This window comes from Bradyrhizobium sp. WSM4873 (assembly GCF_055811355.1).
The window spans coordinates 16,153-36,511 of record NZ_JBVVPS010000017.1 but is presented as its reverse complement, the minus strand read 5'-3'; the positions used below and the strand labels follow the sequence as shown (position 1 = coordinate 36,511).

The 20,359-nt window shown below is 65.2% G+C and carries 21 protein-coding genes; 9 read left to right on the top strand and 12 right to left on the bottom strand.

Annotated features, from left to right (window positions below; genetic code table 11):
- Positions 1–153: 153 nt before the first annotated feature.
- A complete protein-coding gene (locus tag AC0L21_RS21970) occupies positions 154–594 on the top strand; it encodes a hypothetical protein (RefSeq protein WP_473263903.1) in 441 nt (146 codons plus the stop codon).
- An 18-nt stretch (positions 595–612) separates the two neighbouring features.
- On the opposite strand, the gene AC0L21_RS21965 is transcribed toward AC0L21_RS21970, so the two are convergent.
- Positions 613–1,455 carry a GNAT family N-acetyltransferase gene (locus tag AC0L21_RS21965; RefSeq protein ID WP_473263902.1) on the bottom strand — a complete coding sequence of 281 codons (843 nt, stop codon included), beginning with the start codon at positions 1,453–1,455 and terminating at the stop codon, positions 613–615.
- Between the two features lie 122 nt (positions 1,456–1,577).
- Here AC0L21_RS21965 and AC0L21_RS21960 point away from each other — a divergent pair, with 122 nt between their 5' ends.
- Both AC0L21_RS21960 and AC0L21_RS21955 read left to right on the top strand, forming a co-directional pair.
- The gene (locus AC0L21_RS21960) at positions 1,578–2,282 is read left to right on the top strand and encodes an SDR family oxidoreductase (protein WP_473264020.1); all 705 of its coding nucleotides are present in this window, start codon (positions 1,578–1,580) and stop codon (positions 2,280–2,282) included.
- 272 nt (positions 2,283–2,554) lie between these two features.
- Positions 2,555–3,376: an outer membrane protein gene (locus AC0L21_RS21955; RefSeq protein ID WP_473263901.1), complete on the top strand. Its 822-nt coding sequence runs from the start codon at positions 2,555–2,557 to the stop codon at positions 3,374–3,376.
- Between the two features lie 69 nt (positions 3,377–3,445).
- Here AC0L21_RS21955 and AC0L21_RS21950 read toward each other — a convergent pair whose 3' ends face one another.
- Complete coding sequence (locus tag AC0L21_RS21950; protein ID WP_473263900.1) at positions 3,446–4,501, bottom strand: serine hydrolase; 1,056 nt, start codon at positions 4,499–4,501, stop codon at positions 3,446–3,448.
- A gap of 372 nt (positions 4,502–4,873) precedes the next feature.
- Between AC0L21_RS21950 and AC0L21_RS21945 the strand changes: the two genes are divergently transcribed.
- Complete coding sequence (locus tag AC0L21_RS21945) at positions 4,874–5,266, top strand: ArsR/SmtB family transcription factor (RefSeq protein WP_007611471.1); 393 nt, start codon at positions 4,874–4,876, stop codon at positions 5,264–5,266.
- Positions 5,267–5,268: 2 nt separating this feature from the next.
- Positions 5,269–5,760, top strand: a complete 492-nt coding sequence (locus AC0L21_RS21940; protein WP_007611469.1) for an SRPBCC family protein — start codon at positions 5,269–5,271, stop codon at positions 5,758–5,760.
- A gap of 111 nt (positions 5,761–5,871) precedes the next feature.
- Here AC0L21_RS21940 and AC0L21_RS21935 read toward each other — a convergent pair whose 3' ends face one another.
- From AC0L21_RS21935 to AC0L21_RS21925, 3 genes are read right to left on the bottom strand one after another with little or no spacing between them, the layout of a single operon-like run.
- Positions 5,872–7,092 (bottom strand): ABC transporter substrate-binding protein, encoded by a 1,221-nt coding sequence (locus tag AC0L21_RS21935; RefSeq protein ID WP_473263899.1) that lies wholly within the window; start codon positions 7,090–7,092, stop codon positions 5,872–5,874.
- Positions 7,093–7,114: 22 nt separating this feature from the next.
- Positions 7,115–8,089, bottom strand: a complete 975-nt coding sequence (locus tag AC0L21_RS21930) for a Bug family tripartite tricarboxylate transporter substrate binding protein (protein ID WP_473263898.1) — start codon at positions 8,087–8,089, stop codon at positions 7,115–7,117.
- A 36-nt stretch (positions 8,090–8,125) separates the two neighbouring features.
- Positions 8,126–9,004, bottom strand: a complete 879-nt coding sequence (locus AC0L21_RS21925; protein ID WP_473263897.1) for an IclR family transcriptional regulator — start codon at positions 9,002–9,004, stop codon at positions 8,126–8,128.
- 210 nt (positions 9,005–9,214) lie between these two features.
- Between AC0L21_RS21925 and AC0L21_RS21920 the strand changes: the two genes are divergently transcribed.
- On the top strand, positions 9,215–10,057 hold the full coding sequence (locus AC0L21_RS21920) for a hypothetical protein (RefSeq protein WP_473263896.1): 843 nt from the start codon (positions 9,215–9,217) through the stop codon (positions 10,055–10,057).
- 4 nt (positions 10,058–10,061) lie between these two features.
- Here the strand turns inward: AC0L21_RS21920 and AC0L21_RS21915 are convergent, their stop codons facing one another.
- Entirely contained in the window at positions 10,062–10,724 is a 663-nt protein-coding gene (locus AC0L21_RS21915) for a response regulator (protein WP_027518509.1), read from the bottom strand.
- Positions 10,721–12,106, bottom strand: coding sequence for a HAMP domain-containing sensor histidine kinase (locus AC0L21_RS21910; RefSeq protein ID WP_473263895.1), 1,386 nt, complete (start codon positions 12,104–12,106; stop codon positions 10,721–10,723). The genes AC0L21_RS21915 and AC0L21_RS21910 overlap by 4 nt, the downstream gene beginning before the upstream one ends.
- 192 nt (positions 12,107–12,298) lie before the next feature.
- Here AC0L21_RS21910 and AC0L21_RS21905 point away from each other — a divergent pair, with 192 nt between their 5' ends.
- Positions 12,299–13,177, top strand: coding sequence for a DUF3280 domain-containing protein (locus AC0L21_RS21905; protein WP_473263894.1), 879 nt, complete (start codon positions 12,299–12,301; stop codon positions 13,175–13,177).
- Positions 13,178–13,192: 15 nt separating this feature from the next.
- Here AC0L21_RS21905 and AC0L21_RS21900 read toward each other — a convergent pair whose 3' ends face one another.
- From AC0L21_RS21900 to AC0L21_RS21890, 3 genes are read right to left on the bottom strand one after another with little or no spacing between them, the layout of a single operon-like run.
- Positions 13,193–14,224 carry an L-idonate 5-dehydrogenase gene (locus AC0L21_RS21900; RefSeq protein WP_473263893.1) on the bottom strand — a complete coding sequence of 344 codons (1,032 nt, stop codon included), beginning with the start codon at positions 14,222–14,224 and terminating at the stop codon, positions 13,193–13,195.
- Between the two features lie 21 nt (positions 14,225–14,245).
- Positions 14,246–15,013 (bottom strand): SDR family oxidoreductase, encoded by a 768-nt coding sequence (locus tag AC0L21_RS21895; RefSeq protein WP_473263892.1) that lies wholly within the window; start codon positions 15,011–15,013, stop codon positions 14,246–14,248.
- An 11-nt stretch (positions 15,014–15,024) separates the two neighbouring features.
- On the bottom strand, positions 15,025–16,224 hold the full coding sequence (locus AC0L21_RS21890) for a mandelate racemase/muconate lactonizing enzyme family protein (RefSeq protein ID WP_473263891.1): 1,200 nt from the start codon (positions 16,222–16,224) through the stop codon (positions 15,025–15,027).
- Positions 16,225–16,404: 180 nt separating this feature from the next.
- Between AC0L21_RS21890 and AC0L21_RS21885 the strand changes: the two genes are divergently transcribed.
- Positions 16,405–17,169 (top strand): GntR family transcriptional regulator, encoded by a 765-nt coding sequence (locus AC0L21_RS21885; RefSeq protein WP_473263890.1) that lies wholly within the window; start codon positions 16,405–16,407, stop codon positions 17,167–17,169.
- A 19-nt stretch (positions 17,170–17,188) separates the two neighbouring features.
- Positions 17,189–18,553, top strand: coding sequence for an MFS transporter (locus tag AC0L21_RS21880; protein ID WP_473263889.1), 1,365 nt, complete (start codon positions 17,189–17,191; stop codon positions 18,551–18,553).
- Between the two features lie 71 nt (positions 18,554–18,624).
- Here the strand turns inward: AC0L21_RS21880 and AC0L21_RS21875 are convergent, their stop codons facing one another.
- On the bottom strand, positions 18,625–18,861 hold the full coding sequence (locus AC0L21_RS21875) for a hypothetical protein (RefSeq protein ID WP_473263888.1): 237 nt from the start codon (positions 18,859–18,861) through the stop codon (positions 18,625–18,627).
- A 98-nt stretch (positions 18,862–18,959) separates the two neighbouring features.
- Positions 18,960–20,210: an arsenic transporter gene (locus tag AC0L21_RS21870; protein ID WP_473263887.1), complete on the bottom strand. Its 1,251-nt coding sequence runs from the start codon at positions 20,208–20,210 to the stop codon at positions 18,960–18,962.
- Between the last annotated feature and the right edge of the window lie 149 nt (positions 20,211–20,359).

Here is a 20,359-nt window from a genome sequence, read left to right as displayed (position 1 = left end):
CAGCCGGAATCCCGGGCGTCTTGCCGCAGCTTGTTCCCTATCAATCCCGTGCCTTAACCAATAATTAATTATACGTTTGCGGGTGGGCGACAGCCCGGCCTAGCGTGCGGTGGGGAGCCGCTATCCGCGAAGCCAAACGAGTTGGTGCGTATCATGATGTCCAGATCATTTGGGGCGTTGCTCGCCTCGCTCAGCGCAGCCGCGCTGCTCCTTGCCCCCAGCGACAGTTTTGCCCGACCCGGCGGCGCCGTCGCACATGCCGCCACGCCTTCCGGTCCGGCGGCGCGTCCGCCGATTGCGCCGGGCGCCAGGTTCCGTGGCCGCAACACGCCCTGGGTCTACTGGCCCGGCGGCGGCGGGTTCTACTATGACAATGCAGGCTACGGCCAGCCTTTCGCCGAGACCGCCCAACCCGTATCGAACGACGTGCGCTACACCTACACGTACGACGTTCCCTGGGATTGGACGCATCGCTTCCCGCCGAACGTGGTGCCGTCCGACCGGCCCTACGTGCCGAGCTGTCCGACGGAGCAGGTCACCGTGCCCGGCCGCGGCGGCGGCGAGCACACCGTCAACATCATGCGCTGCTACTGAGCAGCGCGTTCGGCTCAGCTAGCCCAGCTCAAAACTGGTCACGCCGAAGACGCGGTCGATCCGCAGCGGCGCGATCGGCCCCGTGTACATCCGAGCCGTCTCGAACACCGGCTTCAGCCCGAGCTTTTCCGCGAGTGCGATCGCCTCGCGATTGACGGCGGGGACGTCGAGGAAGATTTCGCCGCCGCTTGCGCTCGCCAGCAAGGCCTGCACGATTGCGTCCGCCGCCGCGCGGTCGTCGGCGACGAGCGGGCCGATCTTGCGGCCGGTCCGGCACGGCCGGATCACGCCCCATGCGGTGAGCTTGCCGTCGCGCAGCAACGCGCGACCAACATGTCCTGATGTGCCGATCCAGGCACGCAGGAAGGCACCGCGCGGAGCCGGGAACACCGTCGCATCGTCGGCTTCAATGAGCGCGAACGGGATCGTGTCGAGCGCAATTACGTCGGCGGGCGGCTTCGGTGGCGCGGCGACGATGCCGCCATAGCGAATATTGGCGTAGGCAAGCTGGAAGCCGGACTTTCTGTAATTGTCCTGCTGCGCGACCACACCGTCGAGCCCGATCACGCGGGGACGCGCATGGGCGATCGCCGCGTTCCAGATGCGCAGGCCGTGGCCGCAGCCGCGAAAATCTTCGCGCACGATGTAGAAGCCGAGAAATGCGAAGCGATCGTCGTAATTGACGCAGGAGACGGTCGCGACCGGCTCGCCCTCGATCTCGCCGACGAAGAAGCCCTTCGCGTCCGGGATCGCGAAACAGGCGGCATCGGAGAGGCCCGGATTCCAGCCCTCGGCCGCGGCCCACTCGACGGCGGTGGCGATCTCCTCGGGGCGCAAATTGCGGATCTGCAAATCGCTCATCTTTCAAGTCGCTTTCGACGGTGGACCTTCCGGCCGGTCCGGCGGTAGAAGGCCTCATGACAGGCCGGGCCTGCGGCTCGCCTCCACGATATCACAAAGGATGATCGCTCATGGCAGCAGAGATGGCAGCAGAGAAGGTCGCACTCGTGACCGCCGGCGGTAGCGGCATGGGGGCAGGGGCCGCGCGTCGGCTCGCAGCCGACGGCTTTCGCGTCGCCATCCTGTCTTCTTCCGGCAAGGGCGAGGCCCTGGCGGCTGAGCTCGGCGGGTTAGGGGTCACCGGTTCCAACAAGTCGCACGACGATCTGAAGCGGCTTGTGGACGGGGCGCTTGCCCGATGGGGACGCATCGACGTGCTCGTCAACAGCGCGGGCCATGGGCCCCGGGCGGCGATCACCGAGATTACCGACGAGCAGTGGCACACCGGCCTCGACACCTATCTGCTCAACGTGATCCGTCCGACCCGGCTGGTGACGCCGATCATGCAGACGCAGAAGGGCGGCGCGATCATCAACATCTCGACCGCCTGGGCGTTCGAGCCGAGCGCGATGTTTCCGACCTCTGCGGTGTTCCGCGCCGGCCTTGCCGCCTTCACGAAGATCTTCACCGACACCCATGCCGCCGACAACATCCGCATGAACAATGTGCTGCCGGGTTGGATCGACAGCTTGCCGCAGCTGGATGCACGCCGCGACAGCGTGCCGATGCGGCGTTACGGCAAGGTCGAGGAAATCGCCGCGACGATCTCGTTCCTGGCGTCCGACGGCGCGGCCTACATCACCGGACAGAACATCCGCGTTGACGGCGGACTGACGCGTTCGGTCTGAGCCGGACCGATTCGAATCGCGTTCTCGCGGGGTGTCGCGATGCGACAGTGGTGTGTGTGGCCCGCCGCTGCCGAAGGGTGATGCGTGGCCCCTCCGTCACACCCGTCACGCGTTCGCGCGCCGCACGACTCACACTACGTCACAGCCCCTATGAACTTCGCCGCAGCCCAAGACGGCGAGGGACCGGCAGCCTATGCCGGATCTGCGCCGGACAACTTCCGCCCGCGCGCATTCGACACGCGAGACCGATCGCGTGAGGCAAGGAGACTGGAATGAAGAAGTTTTTGCTGGCGGTGGCCGCGGTCCTCTTGGGCACCACATCCGTGCAGGCGGCAGACCTCGCGGCGCACTACACCAAGGCACCGATGATGGCGACGGCCTACAACTGGACCGGCTTTTACGTCGGCGGCAATGTCGGCGGACAATGGGGCAGCGCCAATCCCGCCAGCTCGACCGCGGTTGCTCCCTTCGGCTATTTCGCGGACACGAGTGTCACTGCGATTGCTGCGGTCGGCGCCCAGCGCGTCAACAGCTCCAGCGTCACGGGCGGTCTCACCGCCGGCTACAACTGGCAGGTCAACAATGCCGTGCTCGGCCTAGAGGGCGACATCAACCATTTCGGCTTCAAGGGCAGCGGGTCCGGGTCGGCGCTCTATCCCTGTTGCGCCCCGACCGGCTTCACCGTGTCATCTTCGGTCTCGGCCGACTGGCTCGCCACCATCCGCGGCCGCATCGGCTTCCTCGCGGCTCCGACCTGGCTGCTCTACGCCACCGGCGGCGCGGCCATCGCCGAGGTGAAGGGCAATTTCAACTTCACCGACACGTTCGCCGCGGCGACGGAGTCGGCCGCGATCCGCGACACGCGCCTCGGCTGGACCGCAGGTGTGGGCACCGAATATGCCGTCGGCGGCGGCTGGTCGCTCAAGGCGGAATATCTCTACGTCGATCTCGGACGCAGTACCGTGACCAGCACCAATCTGCTTGGCGGCGCGTTTCCGACCAGCGTCTTCACCCACTCGGTCGATATCAAATCGAACATCGTGCGCGTCGGCGTGAACTACAAGTTCGGCGGACCGGTCGTCGCGAGGTACTAAGCATCCCGTTTCCATCCTGGCGCCGAAAGCCCCGGTCTGGCCGAGGCTTTCTGTTTCGGCGAGGCGGGGTCAGTGCGAAGCCACGAGGCGCGCCAACGCCGGCAGGATTTTATAGCGCGCGATCTCGTGGGGATATTCGCCCCGATTGGCGAGCAGCACGATCCCGATCCGCTGTGCCGGCACGAGGCCGATATAGCCGGAGGCGTTGTTGAGCCCACCCGGCTTGTCGACGACGGCGACGCCTGGAAGACGCACCGTCTCCCAGGCCATTCCCTGTCCGAACTTGTCGTCGACGCGGAAAACCTCGTGCTGCGTCATCCGCAATGCCTCGCGCAACTGCGGATTGATCGACCGCCCGTCGACGCAGGCAGCAACGAATGTCGCGAGATCCCGCGGCGAGGAAAACATCTGGCCCGTGCCGGGGAAATCAAAATAACTCTGCTGGTTGCCGATGGGGCCGATCGCCATGCCCTGATCCGAATAGCCCTGGACCGCGCGCTGCATCCAGGCCTCCTCCATGACGGCACGGCCGTCCTCGCCACGTTCGGGCACGGAGGTCGCATTCATGTCGATCGGCTTGAAGATGCGTTGTTCGAACAGGCGTGCGATCGGAGCGCCGTAGCAGCGCTCGAGCACCAGTTGAAGCAGCACGTAGCCGGCATGGCTGTAGACGCGCTGCTTGCCCGGCACTTCGCCGGCCTGCGGTCTCCAGCTGTTGAACATGTCGATGAGCTGTGCGCGCGAAAAAGTGTCGCTCGGCCACGGCGGATGGTCGGTCGGCAGCAGCATGCCTGAGGTGTGCGTGACGAGCTCGCCGACGGTGATGCCGCGGACATAGTCGCCGGTGAGCTCGGGGAGATATTCCGCCAGACGATCGTCGAGCCGCAGCTCGCCGCGGAGGGTGCCGAGCGCGACCAGCGTCGCCTCGAACGGCTTACGCAGGGAGCCGAGGTTGAACAGCGTATCCGGCGTGACCGGCCTTCGCGCGGCGTCGTCGGCAAAGCCGTAGGTGAAGAATTCGAGATGGCTGCCGGCATAAAGCGCGGCGGCCAGACCGCCCGGCTGGTCCGGCGTCGCGGTCGGCGCCAGCTCGTTCGCGACGATGTCGCGCATCTGTGCGATCATGTCTGAATCCGCCGCGGCGTAGCGCGGCCAGGCAAGCGCGAGGGGAACGAGCGCAGCGCGGGCGAGCGCCCGTCGGGTGAGATACGATGAGGTGGCAACAGACGGCACGGCTCTGGTGCAGGATTCGATGCGCCCCCGGTCTCTTGTAGCGGGAAGGGCGGTGCCTCCCTATTCACGATTGCGCGTGGTGGGTTCCGCGCGCGTGGTTTGTAGCCCGGATGAAGCGAAGCGCAATCCGGGATAGCGCCGCAGCCGAGCGAGCGGCCCCGGATTACGCTTCGCTTCATCCCGGCTACCAGTCGGCAAAACTTCACTTAGCTAATTGGCTAACAATTGTTGACGCCAGACGGCGACGGGCCTATAGTTAGCTCCATGGCTAACCAATTATCCCGACTCGATCAGGTTTTCGCGGCCCTTGCCGATCCCACCCGGCGGGCGATCGTGATGCGGCTCTGCGCCGGCGAGGCGTCGGTCGGCGAGCTTGCCGATCCCTTCGAGATGGCGCTGCCGAGCTTCATGAAACACATCCACGTGCTGGAGACGAGCGGGCTGGTCCTGTCGGAGAAATCCGGCCGGGTGCGCACCTGCCGCCTCAGTCCTGACGCGCTCCTCAGCGCGGAGGACTGGTTCCAGCACCAGCGTGCGATCTGGGAGGCGCGGCTCGATCGCTTCGAAGCCTATGTGATGAAGCTGAAGAAGGAGCGGACGGCTGCCAAGCGGTCGTCCAAGACAAGTAACAAGACGACCAAACGGAAAGGTTCCTGACGATGACGAATTCTGCCAATCCCGCCTTGTCGCAATGGTCGCTCGACCGCGAGATCGTGATGTCCCGCGTGATCGACGCGCCGCGCGATCTGGTGTTCGAAGCGTGGTCCGACCCGAAGCACCTGCCGCAATGGTTCGGGCCGAAGGGGTTCAAGCTCGAGACCTTCGAGATCGACGTGCGCGTCGGCGGCGTCTGGCGCTTCAACATGATCGGCCCGGACGGCACGGTCTACCCGAACCGCATGCGCTTTCGCCGCATCGAGCGGCCGTCGCTGATGGAGATGGATCACGGTACCGACCAGGACGAGGATCCCGGAATGTTCCGTTTCACCGTCACCTTCGCCGAACAGAGCAACGGCAAGACGGTTCTGATGATGCGACAGCTGGCGTCGAGCACGGCGCAGCGCGACGGCATGATCAGCTTCGGTGCCGTCGAATACGGCTACCAGACGCTCGACAAGCTCGTGGCTTATGTGGGTGGGATGAAGAGATAGGCGAGCAGCCACTTCCTCCCTCATGCCGGGGAGGCCGCGGAGCGGCCGCCTCGAAGCACGAGCACCACCGGTGATGCCTTCAGGCGAGCGCCCCTCAGGACGAGGGGCGCTTCATTCCTTCGCCTCGTCCGTGACGATGTCGCCGATTTTCTGCCAACGCTGGCCGTCGAACTGCACCATCTGGAACTGCTTGTTGACGCGGTAGTCGGTCGGCGTCGTCGTCACCGAGATGCCCGGCAGCGTCAGGTCGAGTGTGATGTTGTTCAGGCGGGCGGCCTGGCGCATCACGTTCTCGCGCGTGAGATCGTCGCCGCATTGCTTCAGCACCTGCACCAGCAGCTGCGCGGTGATATAGCCGTAGACGTTCAGGTTCGAATCCTTGTCGCCCTCTGGGTAGTACTTGGCCATGAAGGCGAGATATCGCTTCATGCCGGGATCGTCCTTCCATTCGGGATCGGCTGAATCCTTGACATAACCGACGCTGACGACGCCCTTGGCGTTGTCGAGTCCGGCGGGTTTCAGCACCGCGCTGACCGAGGAGGCGTTGATGTCGATGATGTGCAGCGGCTTCCAGCCGATCTCGGCGACCTTCTTGATGGCCTGCGCGGCCTGTTTCGGCGTCGTGGCGCTGAACAGCACGTCGGCACCTGCATCCTTCAAACGCAGGATCTGCGAGTCGATGGTCGGCTCGGTGATCTCGTAGGACGTCTCGGCGACGATCATCTTCGCTTTGTCACCGAGGCCTGCCTTGAAGCCGGCGAGGTAATCCTTGCCGAGATCGTCGTTCTGATAGAGCACGCCGATCCTGGCGTTCGGATGGTTCTTCAGAAGATATTGCGCGTAGATCCGGCCCTCGACGAGGTAGGAGGGGTTGAAGCCCATGGTCCAGGGGAAGTTCTTCGGATCGGTGAAACGCGCGGCACCGGTTGCCGCGAAGAGCTGCGGGACCTTCTTGGCGTTGAGATATTTTTGCACGGCGACATTCGGCGCCGTGCCGATGATCTGGAAGGTCAGCAGCACCTCGTCGCTTTCGACCAGCTTGCGGGTCTGCTCAACCGTCTTCGGAGGCGAATAGGCGTCGTCATACTGGATCAGATTGACCTTGCGGCCGTTGACGCCGCCCTGATCGTTGATCATCTTCATGTAGGCGGCCTGGGTCTTGCCGATCACGGCATAGGCCGAGGCCGGCCCGCTGAGCGGGACTGTCTGGCCGACCTTGATCTCGGTGTCGGAAGCGCCGGGATCGTATTTCTTCTGCGCCTGTGCTCCCGGGATCGATAGCGCGAGAGCGATCGCGCCTGCCGCGACGCGTTTGAGAAGTATTGTTTTCATTTCCATTCCCTGTTCGTGACTGTCACTCACCCTTGAGGCCGGCCTCGCGGATCAGCCCGGTCCATTTCTGCGTCTCGTTGTCGATGAACTGGCCGAACTCGGCCGCGGTGCCGGCGCGCACTTCGAGGCCCTGGGCGGTCAGCTTGCCCTTGATCGCGGGCTCGGCCAGCGCGCGCAAGACCTCGGTCTGCAGCTTGTCGACGATGGCGCGCGGCGTCGTCGAAGGCGCCATGAAGCCGTACCAGCCGGCGGCGGCCACGTTGGGAAAACCCTGCTCGCGCAGGGTCGGCGCTTGCGGATAGAGCGCGCTGCGTTCGGCGGAAGCGACGCCGAGCACGATGAACTTGCCGCTCTGGATGTAGGGCAGTGCGGTCGGCAGTGCCGTCAGCGTGGCATCGACGCGGCCGGCGAGCAGCTCGGTATAGGACGCGGCATCGCCACGGAAGGGAATGTTGAGCCCCTTGACGCCGGCATCCCTGAACAGGAGTTCGCCGGCAAGATGCGGCTGCGAGCCGGCGCCGGGCGAAGCGAAGGTCAGGCCATCCGGCTTCGATTTGCCGTAGGCGATCAATTCGGGGAGCGTCTTGAACGGCGCGTCCGCGCTGATGATCAGGAACAGCGGCGCGATCACAGCCATAGCGACCGGCTGCAGATCCTTGCGCTCATAGGTCAGCTTGCCGAACAGCGCTTCGGCGGTGGCGTAGGGCGCCGCGACATAGAGCAGGGTATAGCCGTCGCCCGGCGCATGCGCGACCGTGTCGTTGGCGATGCGGGTGCCGGCACCCGGCTTGTTCTCGACGATGAACTGCTGGTGCAGGTTGCGGCCGAACTCTTCGGCCAGCAGCCGCAGCGAGATGTCGTTGGAGCCGCCGGGCCCGTAAGGGGAGATCAGCCGCACCATGCGCGACGGCCAGGCGTCCTCAGCGCGTGCGGCGAATGGAAGTCCCGATATCGAAAGGGCGAGGGTGCCCAATAATGTTCGCCGTGTGACGGTCATGGTGGCCTCCCGGTGGCGGAGCGCCGATTGTCTTGTTCATCGTCTGGCGCTCTTCTTGTTTTGCTTTTGTGTTTCGGTCGCCGGCGCCGCCCCAATCATGGTGCGGATGCTGTCAGCAAGGGCGGCAATGCGCGGGCCGATCTCGCCCTCCAGCTGGCCGGGCTGGAGCCGGAATGCGGGAATGCCGCAATTGATCGAAAAGGCCTGCTTCGCCTCACGCGCAAGAAACAGCGGCGCGGCGACGGCGTGGATCGAGGCGATGTACTCGCCGAAGCAGGTGCAGAAGCCGCGGCTGGTGCATTGTGCGAGGCCGGCGCGGTAGGTCTCGCGGAACGCCGACCACAGCTCGGTGTCCTCGCTTGCAATGCGCTCTTCGAGCTGTGCGGCATCGGCTTGCGGCAAGGTCGCCGCCGCGGCACGGCCCATCGCCGTCATCACCACGGAAATGGGCATGCCGATGTCGGGGACGTGCGGGCCGACGTCGCCGGAGCGCGCGGTCTCGACATAGATCATGGAGGTCGCATCGAGCAGGCCGATCGAGACCGTGCCGCGCACGCTTTGTGCCAGCTCCTGCATCATGGGACGCGCGACCTGGCGGAACTGCATGTCGGCGAGCAGCGGATGCGCCATGCGAAGTGCGCGCGCGCCGACGCGATATTTGGCGCGTTCGGAATCGTAGCGGAGGTAGCCGAGTTCGGCGAGCGTATGCGTCAGCCGCGCCACCGTCGGGCGCGGAATTCCGGTCAGCGTCGACAGCTCCATGTTGCCGAGCTGCGTTGCCCCCGCCTTGAACGCTTCGAGCACCACGAGGCCTTTTGCGAGCGTCGTTGCGAACGCCGCGTCGTCGACGCTGTCCGCCAGCACGGCGGCGGCGGACGAGGAGGCGCGGATCGGTTTGGACGCGGTTCTGGCCATGCAGGCTTAATGAACCGGGCCGGGCTTGTTGTCCAATAGATTCAGAAAAGGCAGTCTTATGTCCACTATCCGGACATGTGGCGCCTTTGCCGGCGGGGACAAATGTGCGCGAAGAGCCCCCGCCGCACACAGATTTTCGTCGCGATTCCGTGGCTTGTTGTGACAGGATTATTACGATTGAATGTCAGATCGATTACAGCGGAGCGATTCATGTTGCAGTGGCAGGCGCGGACAAATCCCCTCGCGTGGTGGTGGGGGTCCCTGACGCTGGTCAGTGCTGCCAACATTCTCGTCTGGTTCATGCTGTACCGCGAGTTCTACCCGACGCCTGCCGGCAGCATCGGTGGCGGCTCCGACATCGGGCTGATGTTCGTGCTCTGCGCCGGCTATGTCTTCGGCTGCGCCTTCCGCTCGTTCCTGCCGCGCGCCGACGTGCAGCGCATCTGTCTGTTCGACACCTGGCTCTCCAGCGTCTTCGTCGGCCGCACGGTCGCGACCGTGGCCGAACTGTGCTTCGCCGCGCAATGGGCAGTCATCCTGCATCAGCTCGGGACCATGACGGGCGCCGAGACGGTCGTGAACATCGCGTGGGTGATCGTGCCCATCATCATCATCGCGGAGTGCTTCTCCTGGTATGCGGTGGTGACGACCAACTTCCTCTTCAACGCGATCGAGAACTCGCTGTGGGCGGTGACATTCTTTCTCGCGGGCATCGCGCTGTGCCGGCTGATGCCGGAATTCCAGGGACCGGTGCGTTGGGCGTTGATTGCCGGCATCATCGGCATCGCCTGCTTCCTGGCCTTCCTCGTCACCGTCGACGTGCCGATGTATCTCAGCCGCTGGCGGGCAGGGCATGAAGAGGGCAACAGATTGCTCGGCTTCCTCGAAGGCCTGCATGACGTCTCGACGCGCTGGGTCGTGACCCACGACATCGCGCACTGGAAGGGCGAGCTGACCTGGATGTTCCTGTATTTCACCGCCGCGGTGTGGTCGAGCCTCGCGCTCTGTGCGCTCTACGCGATGGAAGGTTATCTCACGCGCTATCTGGCCTGAGCGATCAGGCCTCGCCGAGATCGACCTCCGTCAATATGCCCTGGCGCAGCGCCAGCCGGACCAGCTCGATGTCGGAGCCGACGCCGAGCTTGTCCTTGATCAGGGAATGCAGGTTCGCCACCGTCTTCGGGCTGACATGGAGCGTCTCGGCGATCTCCTCTGTCGTGTTCTCGGCGAGCAGCAGCCGCAGCACCTCGAACTCGCGCGGCGTGAGGACGTCGGCGGCCGAGCTTTCCCCGGCGAGCCGGCTCAGCGCGAGCTCATGGTCGATGTCGGGGCTGATTGCGATCTTGCCGGCGAGCACGTCCATCACGGCGCGCACCAGCGTCTCCGGTGGACTGGTCTTGGTGACGTAGCCCCTGGCGCCGGCGCGGATCGCCTGCACGGCAAAGCCGGCATTTTCATGCATGGTGAAGACGAGGATCCTCGCGCCCTTGTCCCACTGCCTGATGCGCCGGACCGCCTCGATGCCGCCGATGCCGGGCATGCTCAGATCCATGATGACGAGGTCGGGCGCCTCCGATTTGTAGAGACGATAGGCCTCCGCGCCGTCGGCGGCTTCGGCGATGACGCGAAGTCCCGGCTGCTTCTGGAGCACGGAGCGATAGCCCTCGCGGACGACGGAATGGTCGTCGACCAGCAGAATGGTGGCATCGGCCGCGCTCATGCGGCATGCTCCAGCGGCGGTCGATCGGCGGCTGCGAGCGGAATGACCACGCGCAGTGCGGAGCCGCCGTTCGGCGCAGCCTCGAAGCTCAATTGGCCGCGCAAGGCTGCGACGCGCTCGCGCATGCCGAGCAGGCCCATTCCCGATTTCGCGACGGGATCGCTCGCGCGTCCGTCATCGTCGATCGCAAGCGCGATCTCGCCGGCGCCCATCGTCAATTCCAGGCTGACCTTGGTGGCGACGGCATGCTTGGCGGCATTGGTGAGCGCCTCCTGCACGATCCGGTAGAGGCTGGCGCTGATCGTGGCCGGCAGGGTCTCGAATGCGCCGTCGAACCGGATCGAGAAGCGCGTCTCGCCGCGGCTGCGCCCGTTCCAGCCCGCGACGAGGCCTTCGAGGCTGGCGACGAGCCCGAGCTCCTCGACATCGGGTGGCCGCAGCCGGAACAATGTGCCGCGCAACGTTTCCATCATGCCGGTTGCGGTCCGCGCGATGCCGTCGCATTCGCCAAGCAGGGCAGGGCAGTCCTGCGCGGCGGTCTGGCGAGCGGAGGAGGCGAGGGCGCGGATGGCGGCGAGGGACTGGCCGAACTCGTCATGCAGCTCGCGCGCGAGATGGCGGCGCTCCTCGTCCTGGAGCGCGATCAGCTTTCGCGTCAGCTCGCTGCGTTCGGCAAGCGCGGTCTCGAGGCTTTCGGCGAGATGGTTAAAGCCGTCGCGGATCGCGGAGAGCTCGGCAAGGTCGAACGGCGGCAGCCGCGTGGTGAGGTCGTTGGCGGCGATCCGCTCGAGGCCGGTGCGGATCATGCGGGTGGGGCGCAGCGCGCGTGCCAGCGCGGCGTAGACCAGCGCGCAGAGCAGCGGCAGCGCGATCGCCAGCGCGAGCATCAGGCGGCCGGCCTCGTGCCAGGCCTCCGCCGTCTGCACGGCCGGCTCGACCGAGACCACGGCGTCGCCGAGCTTCGCTCCGCGCACGATCACAGGCCGCGCGGCTTCGCGGCCGGGGTCGAACAGGCTGCGATAGAAGGCCGTGAAGGCTTGCGGTGGCGGGTTCGCCGGGGCGGGCGCGCCGCTGCAGAAGCGCTGGAGGATGTCGCCGCTCGTGCCGCGGAACGCCAGGCACAGGCCGGGCGTCATCACATAAGCCGAAACTGGGTCGAGATTGGGAAAGTCCGAGCGGGGGCTCGCGACCCACTGGATCTTGCCCTGCTGCAGCTCCAGCGTCTTGGCCACGATCGCGGCGATATCGTCGAGGCGCGCATGCGCCGCGCGGTCGGCCGTAATCAGGAAATAAGCGGAGATCGCGGTGAAGCAGGCGGCCGATATCGCGGCCACGCGCAACGTCAGACGGACTTTGAGATCGAACCTCGGGCGGTTCCACATCGGCAGGCACCTGGTGCGAACGGGTTTGTCGCGTCCGCATTAAACGGCAGATCGCATCCGGCGCAAAGCCGCCAGGCGTGAGCGCGGTGCACCGTCGTGAAATTTTCCCGGCCATCGTCGGGACCGGCGCTGCTGCATGGCCTGATTGCGCCGTCCAGATTGGCGCGCCGTTCCGTCACACGAGGCACATTTATGCACCTCCGCCGGTTGATCCTGTCAGTCTGTCTCCTTGTCGTCCTCCCGGCGTCTTATGCGCTTGCCGAAACCGCCATCGGCGTCGCCATGGACGATTTCAGTTATGCCGATACGTCGGCTGAACCCGCCAACCAGGCCGCCGCCCACGAGCGACGGCTGGCGGCCTTCATGGCCGCGCTCCGGCAAGACATCGGCGGGGACCGGCGCTACCGGCTCGTGCCGTCGGCCCAGGACGGCGCGGCGTTCAAGGTCATCGGCGGCATCCAGAAGACGAGCACGCTGGTACAATGGGCCAAGGTCGCCGTGATCGATGTCGGCGCCAAAAAGGTCGTGATGGACAAGCTCTACACCTTCCGTGGCGACAATGATGAATCATGGCAGCGTGCCGAGATCTTCGTGTCGCGCGAGATCATGGCCGCACTCGGCACACCCGCGCCGATCGCACTCGCGGTGTTCGAATTCGAGCTCGACGACAACACCGCGGCGCCGGCCGCCGGCCTCGCGGCCGCGGATGCATCCTATCTGGCCGAAGTGACCGGGAGTGTCCGCGACGCCCTCGGCCGATCCGGCCGCTACCGCCTCGTCGATGTCGGCAGCACGAACGAGAAGGCGGTGAAGGCACGCGCTTTACGCGACTGCGGCGGCTGCGAAGCGGCGATTGCGCAAGGGCTCGGTGCGGATCAGTCGCTGATCGGGGTGGTGCGGCGGGTCAGCCGTACCGAATATACGCTCGGCTTCCAGGTGCGCGATGCCAGGACCGGCGCGGTGCTGGCACGCGGCGACAGCGGCCTGCGCCTGGGCGCGGACTATTCCTGGAAACGGGGCGCGGTGCGGCTGGTCAGTGATCGCATGATCGAGAACCAGCCGCAGCAATAGGCCTCAGGCGCGGCCTCAGAACGTCAGCTGCACCTTCATCGACTGCGAGCGGTCGCTGGCGAGCTCGAACGCGGCGACCGCGTTCTCGAACGGCATGGTCGCCGTGATCAGCGGCTTGACGTCGATCAGGCCTTCCCCCATCAGCCGCACCGCCAGCTCGAATTCGGAGTCGAAGCGGAAGGTGCCGCGCAGCTGCAATTCCTTGGCGACGATGGAGTTGATCGGCAGCGTCATCTCGCCGCCGAGGCCGAGCTGCACCAGCGTGGCACCGGGCCTGAGCACGTCGAGCGCGGTGCGGAGTGCGGCCTGGTTGCCGGAGGCTTCGAACAGCGTGTCAAATACTCCCTTGCCCGTGCGCCAGGGATCGAGCGCCGTGGCATCGGCCGCGACATTGATGGCATGACTGGCCCCCAGCTTCCTGGCGACCGCAAGCGGCGCCTCCGCGACGTCGGTGACCACGATCTCGGCCGCGCCGCCGAAGCGCGAGACCAGAATCATCAGCGCGCCGATCGGGCCGCAGCCGGTGATCAGCACGCGCTTGCCGAGCAGGGGCCCGGCCTGGTTGCCGGCATGCAGGCACACCGCGAGCGGCTCGGCGACCGCGGCTTCCGCCAGCGATAGCTTGTCGGTGATCGGAACGGCCTGCGCCGCATCGACGGTGATGAATTCGCGAAAGCCGCCCTGCACATGGGGAAAGCGCATCGCGCTGCCGAGGAAGCGCATGTCGAGGCACTGGTTGCGCATGCCTTCCTGGCAATGCAGGCACTGGCCGCACGGCTTGCTCGGGTTGACCGCGATTCGGGCGCCCGGCTTCACGTTCGTGACGCCGTCACCGACGGCTGCGACAACGCCGGCGATCTCGTGCCCCAGCGCCATCGGCTGCTGGATGCGCACGACACCGAAGCCGCCGTGATGATAGTAGTGCAGATCGGACCCGCAGATGCCGCCGTTCGCGATCTTGACGCGGACTTCGCCCGGGCCGGGCGCTGCATCCGGATAGAGGTCGATCCGCAGATCTTTTGGTGCATGAATGACGACGGCGCGCATGCTCTCGTTCCCTGTTCGCGATTACATCGCGGCGATCATGCCGCCATCGACATAGATGATCTGGCCGTTGACATAGGTCGAAGCATCCGACGCCAGGAAGATCGCAGCGCCGACCAGCTCGTCCGGTCGGCCCCAGCGCTTGGAGGGAACGCGGCCCATCAGCCAGTTGTTGAAGTCGGTGTTGTTGACCAGCGCCTCGTTCATGTCGGTCAGCATGTAGCCGGGGCCGATCGCGTTGGCCTGGATGCCGTGCTGGGCCCATTCCACCGCCATCGAGCGGGTCAGGTTCTTGATGCCGCCCTTGGCGGCGGTGTAGGGCGCAATCGTGGGACGCGCGAGCTCGCTGCCGAGCGAGCCGATATTGATGATCTTGCCGTGCTTGCGCGGGATCATGCGCTTGGCCGCTTCGCGGCCGATCACGAAGGCGCTGGTGAGATTGGTCTCGATCACCTTGCGCCACTCGTCAGTGGTGAACTCCACCAGCGGCTTGCGGTGCTGGATGCCGGCATTGTTGACGAGGATGTCGACCGCGATGCCCTTGTTGTCGAAGTCGTTGAAGGCGGCGACGATCGCGGGCTCGACGGTGACATTGAAAGCGGCGCCTTCGGCCTGATGCCCGGCAGCGCGAAACTCGGCGACGGCCTGCTCGACGCGGTTGGGATCGACGCCGTTGACGATGATCCTGGCGCCGGCCTTGGCCATGCCCTCGGCGATGGCGCGGCCGAGGCCGCGGGAGGAGCCGGTCACGAGCGCGGTGCGGCCGGAAAGGTCGAAGAGGGCGGTGCTCATCTCAAGAATCCTCAGATGTTGGAACGGCGCACGGTCAGATCGGAGCGGTCGAATACGGCGGGCAGAAGGTCGACGCCGAGGCCGGGGCCTTCCATCGGATAGACGAAACCGTCCTTGATCGTGGGCATGGTGGTGACGAGCTCATTGTACCAGCCCTTGTAGAAAGCGCGCACCGATTCCTGGATCAGCGTGTTGGGCTGGCTGAACGACATGTGGATGGCGGCGATGAAGCCGATCGGGCCGATGCAGTCGTGCGGTGCGAAGGGCCGGTGATAGGTCTCGGCCATCGCCGCGATCTTGCGGCCTTCGGTGAGGCCGCCGGTCCAGCACAGATCCGCCATAACCACGTGCATGGCGTCGCGGTCGAGCATGTCCTTATAGGGGAAGCGCGAGCCGAGCGTCTCGCTGGCGCAGACCCAGACGTCGGTGCAGCGGGCGTATTCGGCCAGCGCCTGCGGCGAGTTCATCCGGATCGGGTCTTCGTACCAGGTCGGCTTGTAGGGCTCGAGCGCGCGCGCAATCTGTTTCGCGGTCGGCAGGTTCCAGAGCGAATGAAGCTCGACCATGATCTCCATCTTGTCGCCGACGGCCTTGCGGATTTTTTCAAACGGCTCGATCGCGTGCTTCATCTGGGCGGCGGTGATGTACAGGCCCTTGTTCTCCTGCGCCGCCGGATCGAACGGCCAGATCTTCATCGCCGAGATGCCGCTCTCCAGCAGGTTTTCGGCAAGCGCATCGGCGTTGTTCATGAAGCCGTCGAGGTCTTCGTAGGGCCCCTGGGAGCCACCGAGATTCCAATTCGCGACCGGGCTGATATTGGTGGAGCGGACATATTGGGTGCCGGCGCAGGTGTTGTAGATGCGCTGCTTGTCCCGGCAGAGGCCGCCGAGCATCTGGTGCACCGGCTGATTGCAGACCTTGCCGAACAGGTCCCATAGCGCAATGTCGATCGCCGAAGCCGCGCGATATTCGACGCCGGTGGACGACTGCGCCATCGGCAGGTTCAGCATGTCGCGATGGATCGCCTCGATGTGCAGCGGATTGCGGCCGAGCAGGCGGCCGGCAAAGGTGTCGTGGATCTGGGCCTCGACCGCGCCGGCGCCGTAGAAGGTTTCGCCGAGACCGATCATGCCCGTGTCGGTGTGGACGCGCACCCAGATGACGTTGGAGAATTCTTCGGTGCGCAGCGTCTCGATCGACGTGATCTTCACGGCAATACTCCTCCCATCGCAGGCGCGCGCAGCGCCGTTTTGTTGTCATTCCGCACCGCAACATGGTGCGGGCAGGGGTCGAGTCTTACGCTCGCTTGTAATATATCACAACATGTTTTAGGGATATCACCAACAAAGCGCCGCCCTGCAACGACGGCGCGGGCTGAGGGGAGAGACGACATGGCAACGCGCAAGCGCGCGCTCGAGGTGGTGAGGAACGACGACGGCGAGGGCAAGCCCTCCCGGCGCAACCGTCTCAACTTCTTCGAGCTGGCGTATCAAAGGATCGAAGAGCTGCTCGTCCATTGCGAGCTCAAGCCCGGCCAGTTCATGACGATGCTGGAATTGCAGCATATCACCGGCTTCGGCCGCACGCCGGTTCATCACGCCGTCAATCGTCTCTCCGCCGATACATTGATCATCATCCGTCCGCGCCACGGTCTGCGCATTGCGCCGATCGATCTGGCACGCGAGCGCATGCTGCTGGCCTTGCGCCGCGACATGGAGCGCTTCGTGATCCGGCTCGCGGCCGATCGCGCCAGCCTCTCGCACCGCAATCAGGCGCTGCATATCGAGCGACTCTTGCGCGAGCGCCGCGCCAATCTGACCCTCGACGAGTTCAATCATATCGACCGCCGCATCGACGCGCTGGTGCTGGAGGCGGCAGGCGAGCCGTTTCTGGTGCACACGCTGCGGCCATTGCACACGCTGTACCGGCGCATCGGCTACATCCACCACCGTTTCATGCCGGGGCAGGCCGAACTGTCAGGAACAATCGATCATCATCTGGCTATTCTTAATGCGGTTGCCAATCGTCGCGTCGAGGACGCGGTGAAGGCCAGCGATGCACTGATCGACTACATGGGCGAGATGTTCACCGGCATGGAGGTGGGGATCGACCCGCGCCTGCTCGATTGCAGCATCGAGCCGCTGCTCGGCACGTAAAAATTCAGGAGGACCAAAGATGTCGACGATGGCGATGCCACAACCGACCGCGAGCGAAGCCGCGGTCCGCTACCTCATCACGAACTACAGTCCCAAGGGCAACAAGGTCGGCTGGCTGATGATGGCCTCGATCCTGGTCGAAGCCTGGGACCTCTATTCGATCGCCTTCGTGCTGATCTTCATCAAGGAGCAGTTCAATCCCGATCCGCTAATGCTGGGCCTGGCCGCGGCCGGTACGCAGGGCGGCGCCATGATCGGCGCACTGCTCGGCGGCTGGCTCTCCGACAAGATCGGCCGCCGTGTCATGTTCCTGGTGACGATGGTGATGTTCATCGTGCTGGCGCTGGCACAGGCCTTCGTGCCCAGCGTCGGCTGGCTCGTCGTGATCCGCTTCCTGCTCGGCATACCGCTCGGTTCGGACATCTCGACCGGCTACACCTACATCATGGAATCCATGGCCAAGGGTGAGCGCGAGGTCATGGGTAACCGCTGGCAGTTCATGTTCGCGGTCGGCGAGGTCTTGACGATCGGCGTCATCGTGATCTTCCTGCTGTTCGACATTCACCACGAGACGCTGTGGCGGGTGACGCTCGGCCTCGGCGCGCTGCCGGCGCTGATTATCCTGATCATGCGGCACGACGTGCCTGAGACGGCGGTGTGGCTGGTGCAGAAGGGACGCTACCGCGAGGCCAAGCAGGTCGCGCGCGAGATGTTCAACGACGATCTCGCCATGCTGCCGGACCGTGACGTGGAGGTGCCCAAGGTCTCCACCCGTGCGTTCCTCGCCGACCTCAAGAAGGATCCGATCCGCTGGCGCGCCACGATCTACGGCTGGATCGCCTGCTTCGCGCAGGCCAGCGAGTTCTCGACCTTCGCGTTCTACCTGCCGGTGCTCTTTGTGATGGTCGGCGTGTCGAGCGTGCTCGGCATCAATCTGGTGACGATGGCGCTATTCTCCTTCGCCGCCGTGTCGGGCTGGGTCGGTCCGCTGCTGACGCCGAAGATCGGCCACCGCGGCATCTCGATCGCGGGCTTCTCGATCGTGCTGGTCTCGCTGCTGGTCGCGGCCTTCGCGCTCTACACCGACAACAAGATCCTGCTGCCGTTCGCGGCTGCTGCGATGCTGTGGGGCCATTATTGGGATGCGTCGAACTGCATGACGATCCCGACCATGGTCGCAAAGCCGAAATATCGCGGCACCGCCAGCGGCTTCGCCTACATGTTCGTGAAGCTGCCGTCGTTCCTGGCGATATTCCTGTTCCCGACGGTGTTCGCTGCGATCGGGCAGGCCAATGCCACGCTGATGGTCGCGATCTTCCCGCTGATCGGATTGCTCGCCGCAATCTTCATCCTGCCGGAAGTCTACGGCTACGAGAACGATTGACGGTGCGTGACCCCGGTCGCGGCCGCGATGGCCGCGATCGGGCTTTTCCTGTGGACGTGGCGCGCCAAGGGCTACGGGCTTAGGAAGATGGGATCGATCCCAGCACCGTGGCCGAGCAGGCCGATCACCTGAAGCTGTGCGCTGTGCAGGTCGATCTCCACGATGGCGAACAGGGTCAGCAGCACCACGACCGAAAAGACCAATAGCGGGTGGGATGCTTCACCCCGGCCTTGGTCCGCTGTGGTGAAGCCTTGAAACGTGCGGCGCAGGGAGAAGCTCTGCGGCAATGCCTTCGACTGGATCTGCATGATGAACCTTCCTTGCCGCGCGGTATCAGGCCGCGCGACAAGGTGCAGTATAGGCCCGGCGTCAGCGGCGACATTGATGCGCCGCAAACTGCGCGCGATTACCGGATCGCGGCCGCAAGCGCCGCGATCAAGGCGGGCGGCGTCACCATCACTCCGAGCTTCAGGAACGGCCAGGCGCCGACCTCGATCTTTTCCCGCCGCAACGCCACCAGCCACAGGATGGTGGCGAGCGAACCGGTCACCGACAGATTCGGCCCGAGATCGACGCCGATCAGGATGGCGCTCACGACCGGCGCGGGCAAGTGATCGCTGGCGGCGACCGAGCCGGCAACGAGGCCGACGGGAAGATTGTTGGCGATGTTGTCGGCGATCGCGGTGGCGATGCCGACGCTCCAGGCCGCCTTCGTCACGGATTGCCCGACAGCTTCATGCAGCAGCGCGCTGAGCTGCCCGATCACGCCGGTCTTGATCAGCGCTTCCACCATCACGAACAGCCCGCCGACCAGCGGCAGCACGCTCCAGGAGACGCCGCGCAGCACGGGGAGCGGCGATTGCCGGTTGAGCAGCAGCACGATTGCGGCTGTCACCACGCCGCAAACGAAGGTCGGCAGGCCCAATTGCTTGTCCAGCGCGGAGGCGGTGACCAGCACGATTCCGATCGCCACGATACCGATGGCCGTCAACTTGCCGCCGCGGCCGAGCTTTGGATGCGGCACGCTGCGCGCGATCGTCTCTTCCTTCAAGACGCGGTGCTGGGTCAGGCGTAGCACGACATAGGTCAGAAGGATCGAGGCCGCCGAGGGCAGGGCGAACAGGCGCAGCCATTCGGTGAGCGCAGGCATGTGGGCCCCGAACACGACGAGATTGGCCGGGTTGGAGATCGGCAGCACGAAGCTCGCGGCGTTGGCGATGAAGGCGCAGACGAAGAGATAAGGCAGCGGCTTGGCGCCGGCGGCGCGCGTCGCGGCATAGACGGCGGGCGTCAGCACGATCGCGGTGGCGTCGTTCGAGAGCAGGACGGTGACGAGCGTGCCGACGATGTAGATCAGCAGGAACAGCCGCTGCGGCGAGCCGCCGGCATATTCCACGGCGAGCGCCGCGAGATAGTCGAACAGGCCTTCGAGCCGCGCCAGTTCGGCGATCAGCATCATGCCGATCAGGAACAGATAGACATCCACGCCTTTTTCGATGCCGGTGAGCGCATCCCGCCACGGCAGCAGGCCGAGCAGCACCAGCGCACTGGCGCCGATGACGGCCCAGATCGCCTCCGGCAGGCGAAAGGGCCGGATGATGACGCCTGCGGTCGCGGCGACGATGATGCTCCAGGCCAGGATGGCGTCAGACGGCACGTTCGATCCCTAGGATGTGTCGGTTCATTCGGCAGCGATAGCGGAAGCCGCCGCCGCTGTCTTCCCCGCGGGCGCGGACCGCCGTCTGCGCATCGCCGCGTCTCGGGCCGAGTTTCGGTCTATGATTTTGTTCAAAAGCCTGCCGGGTT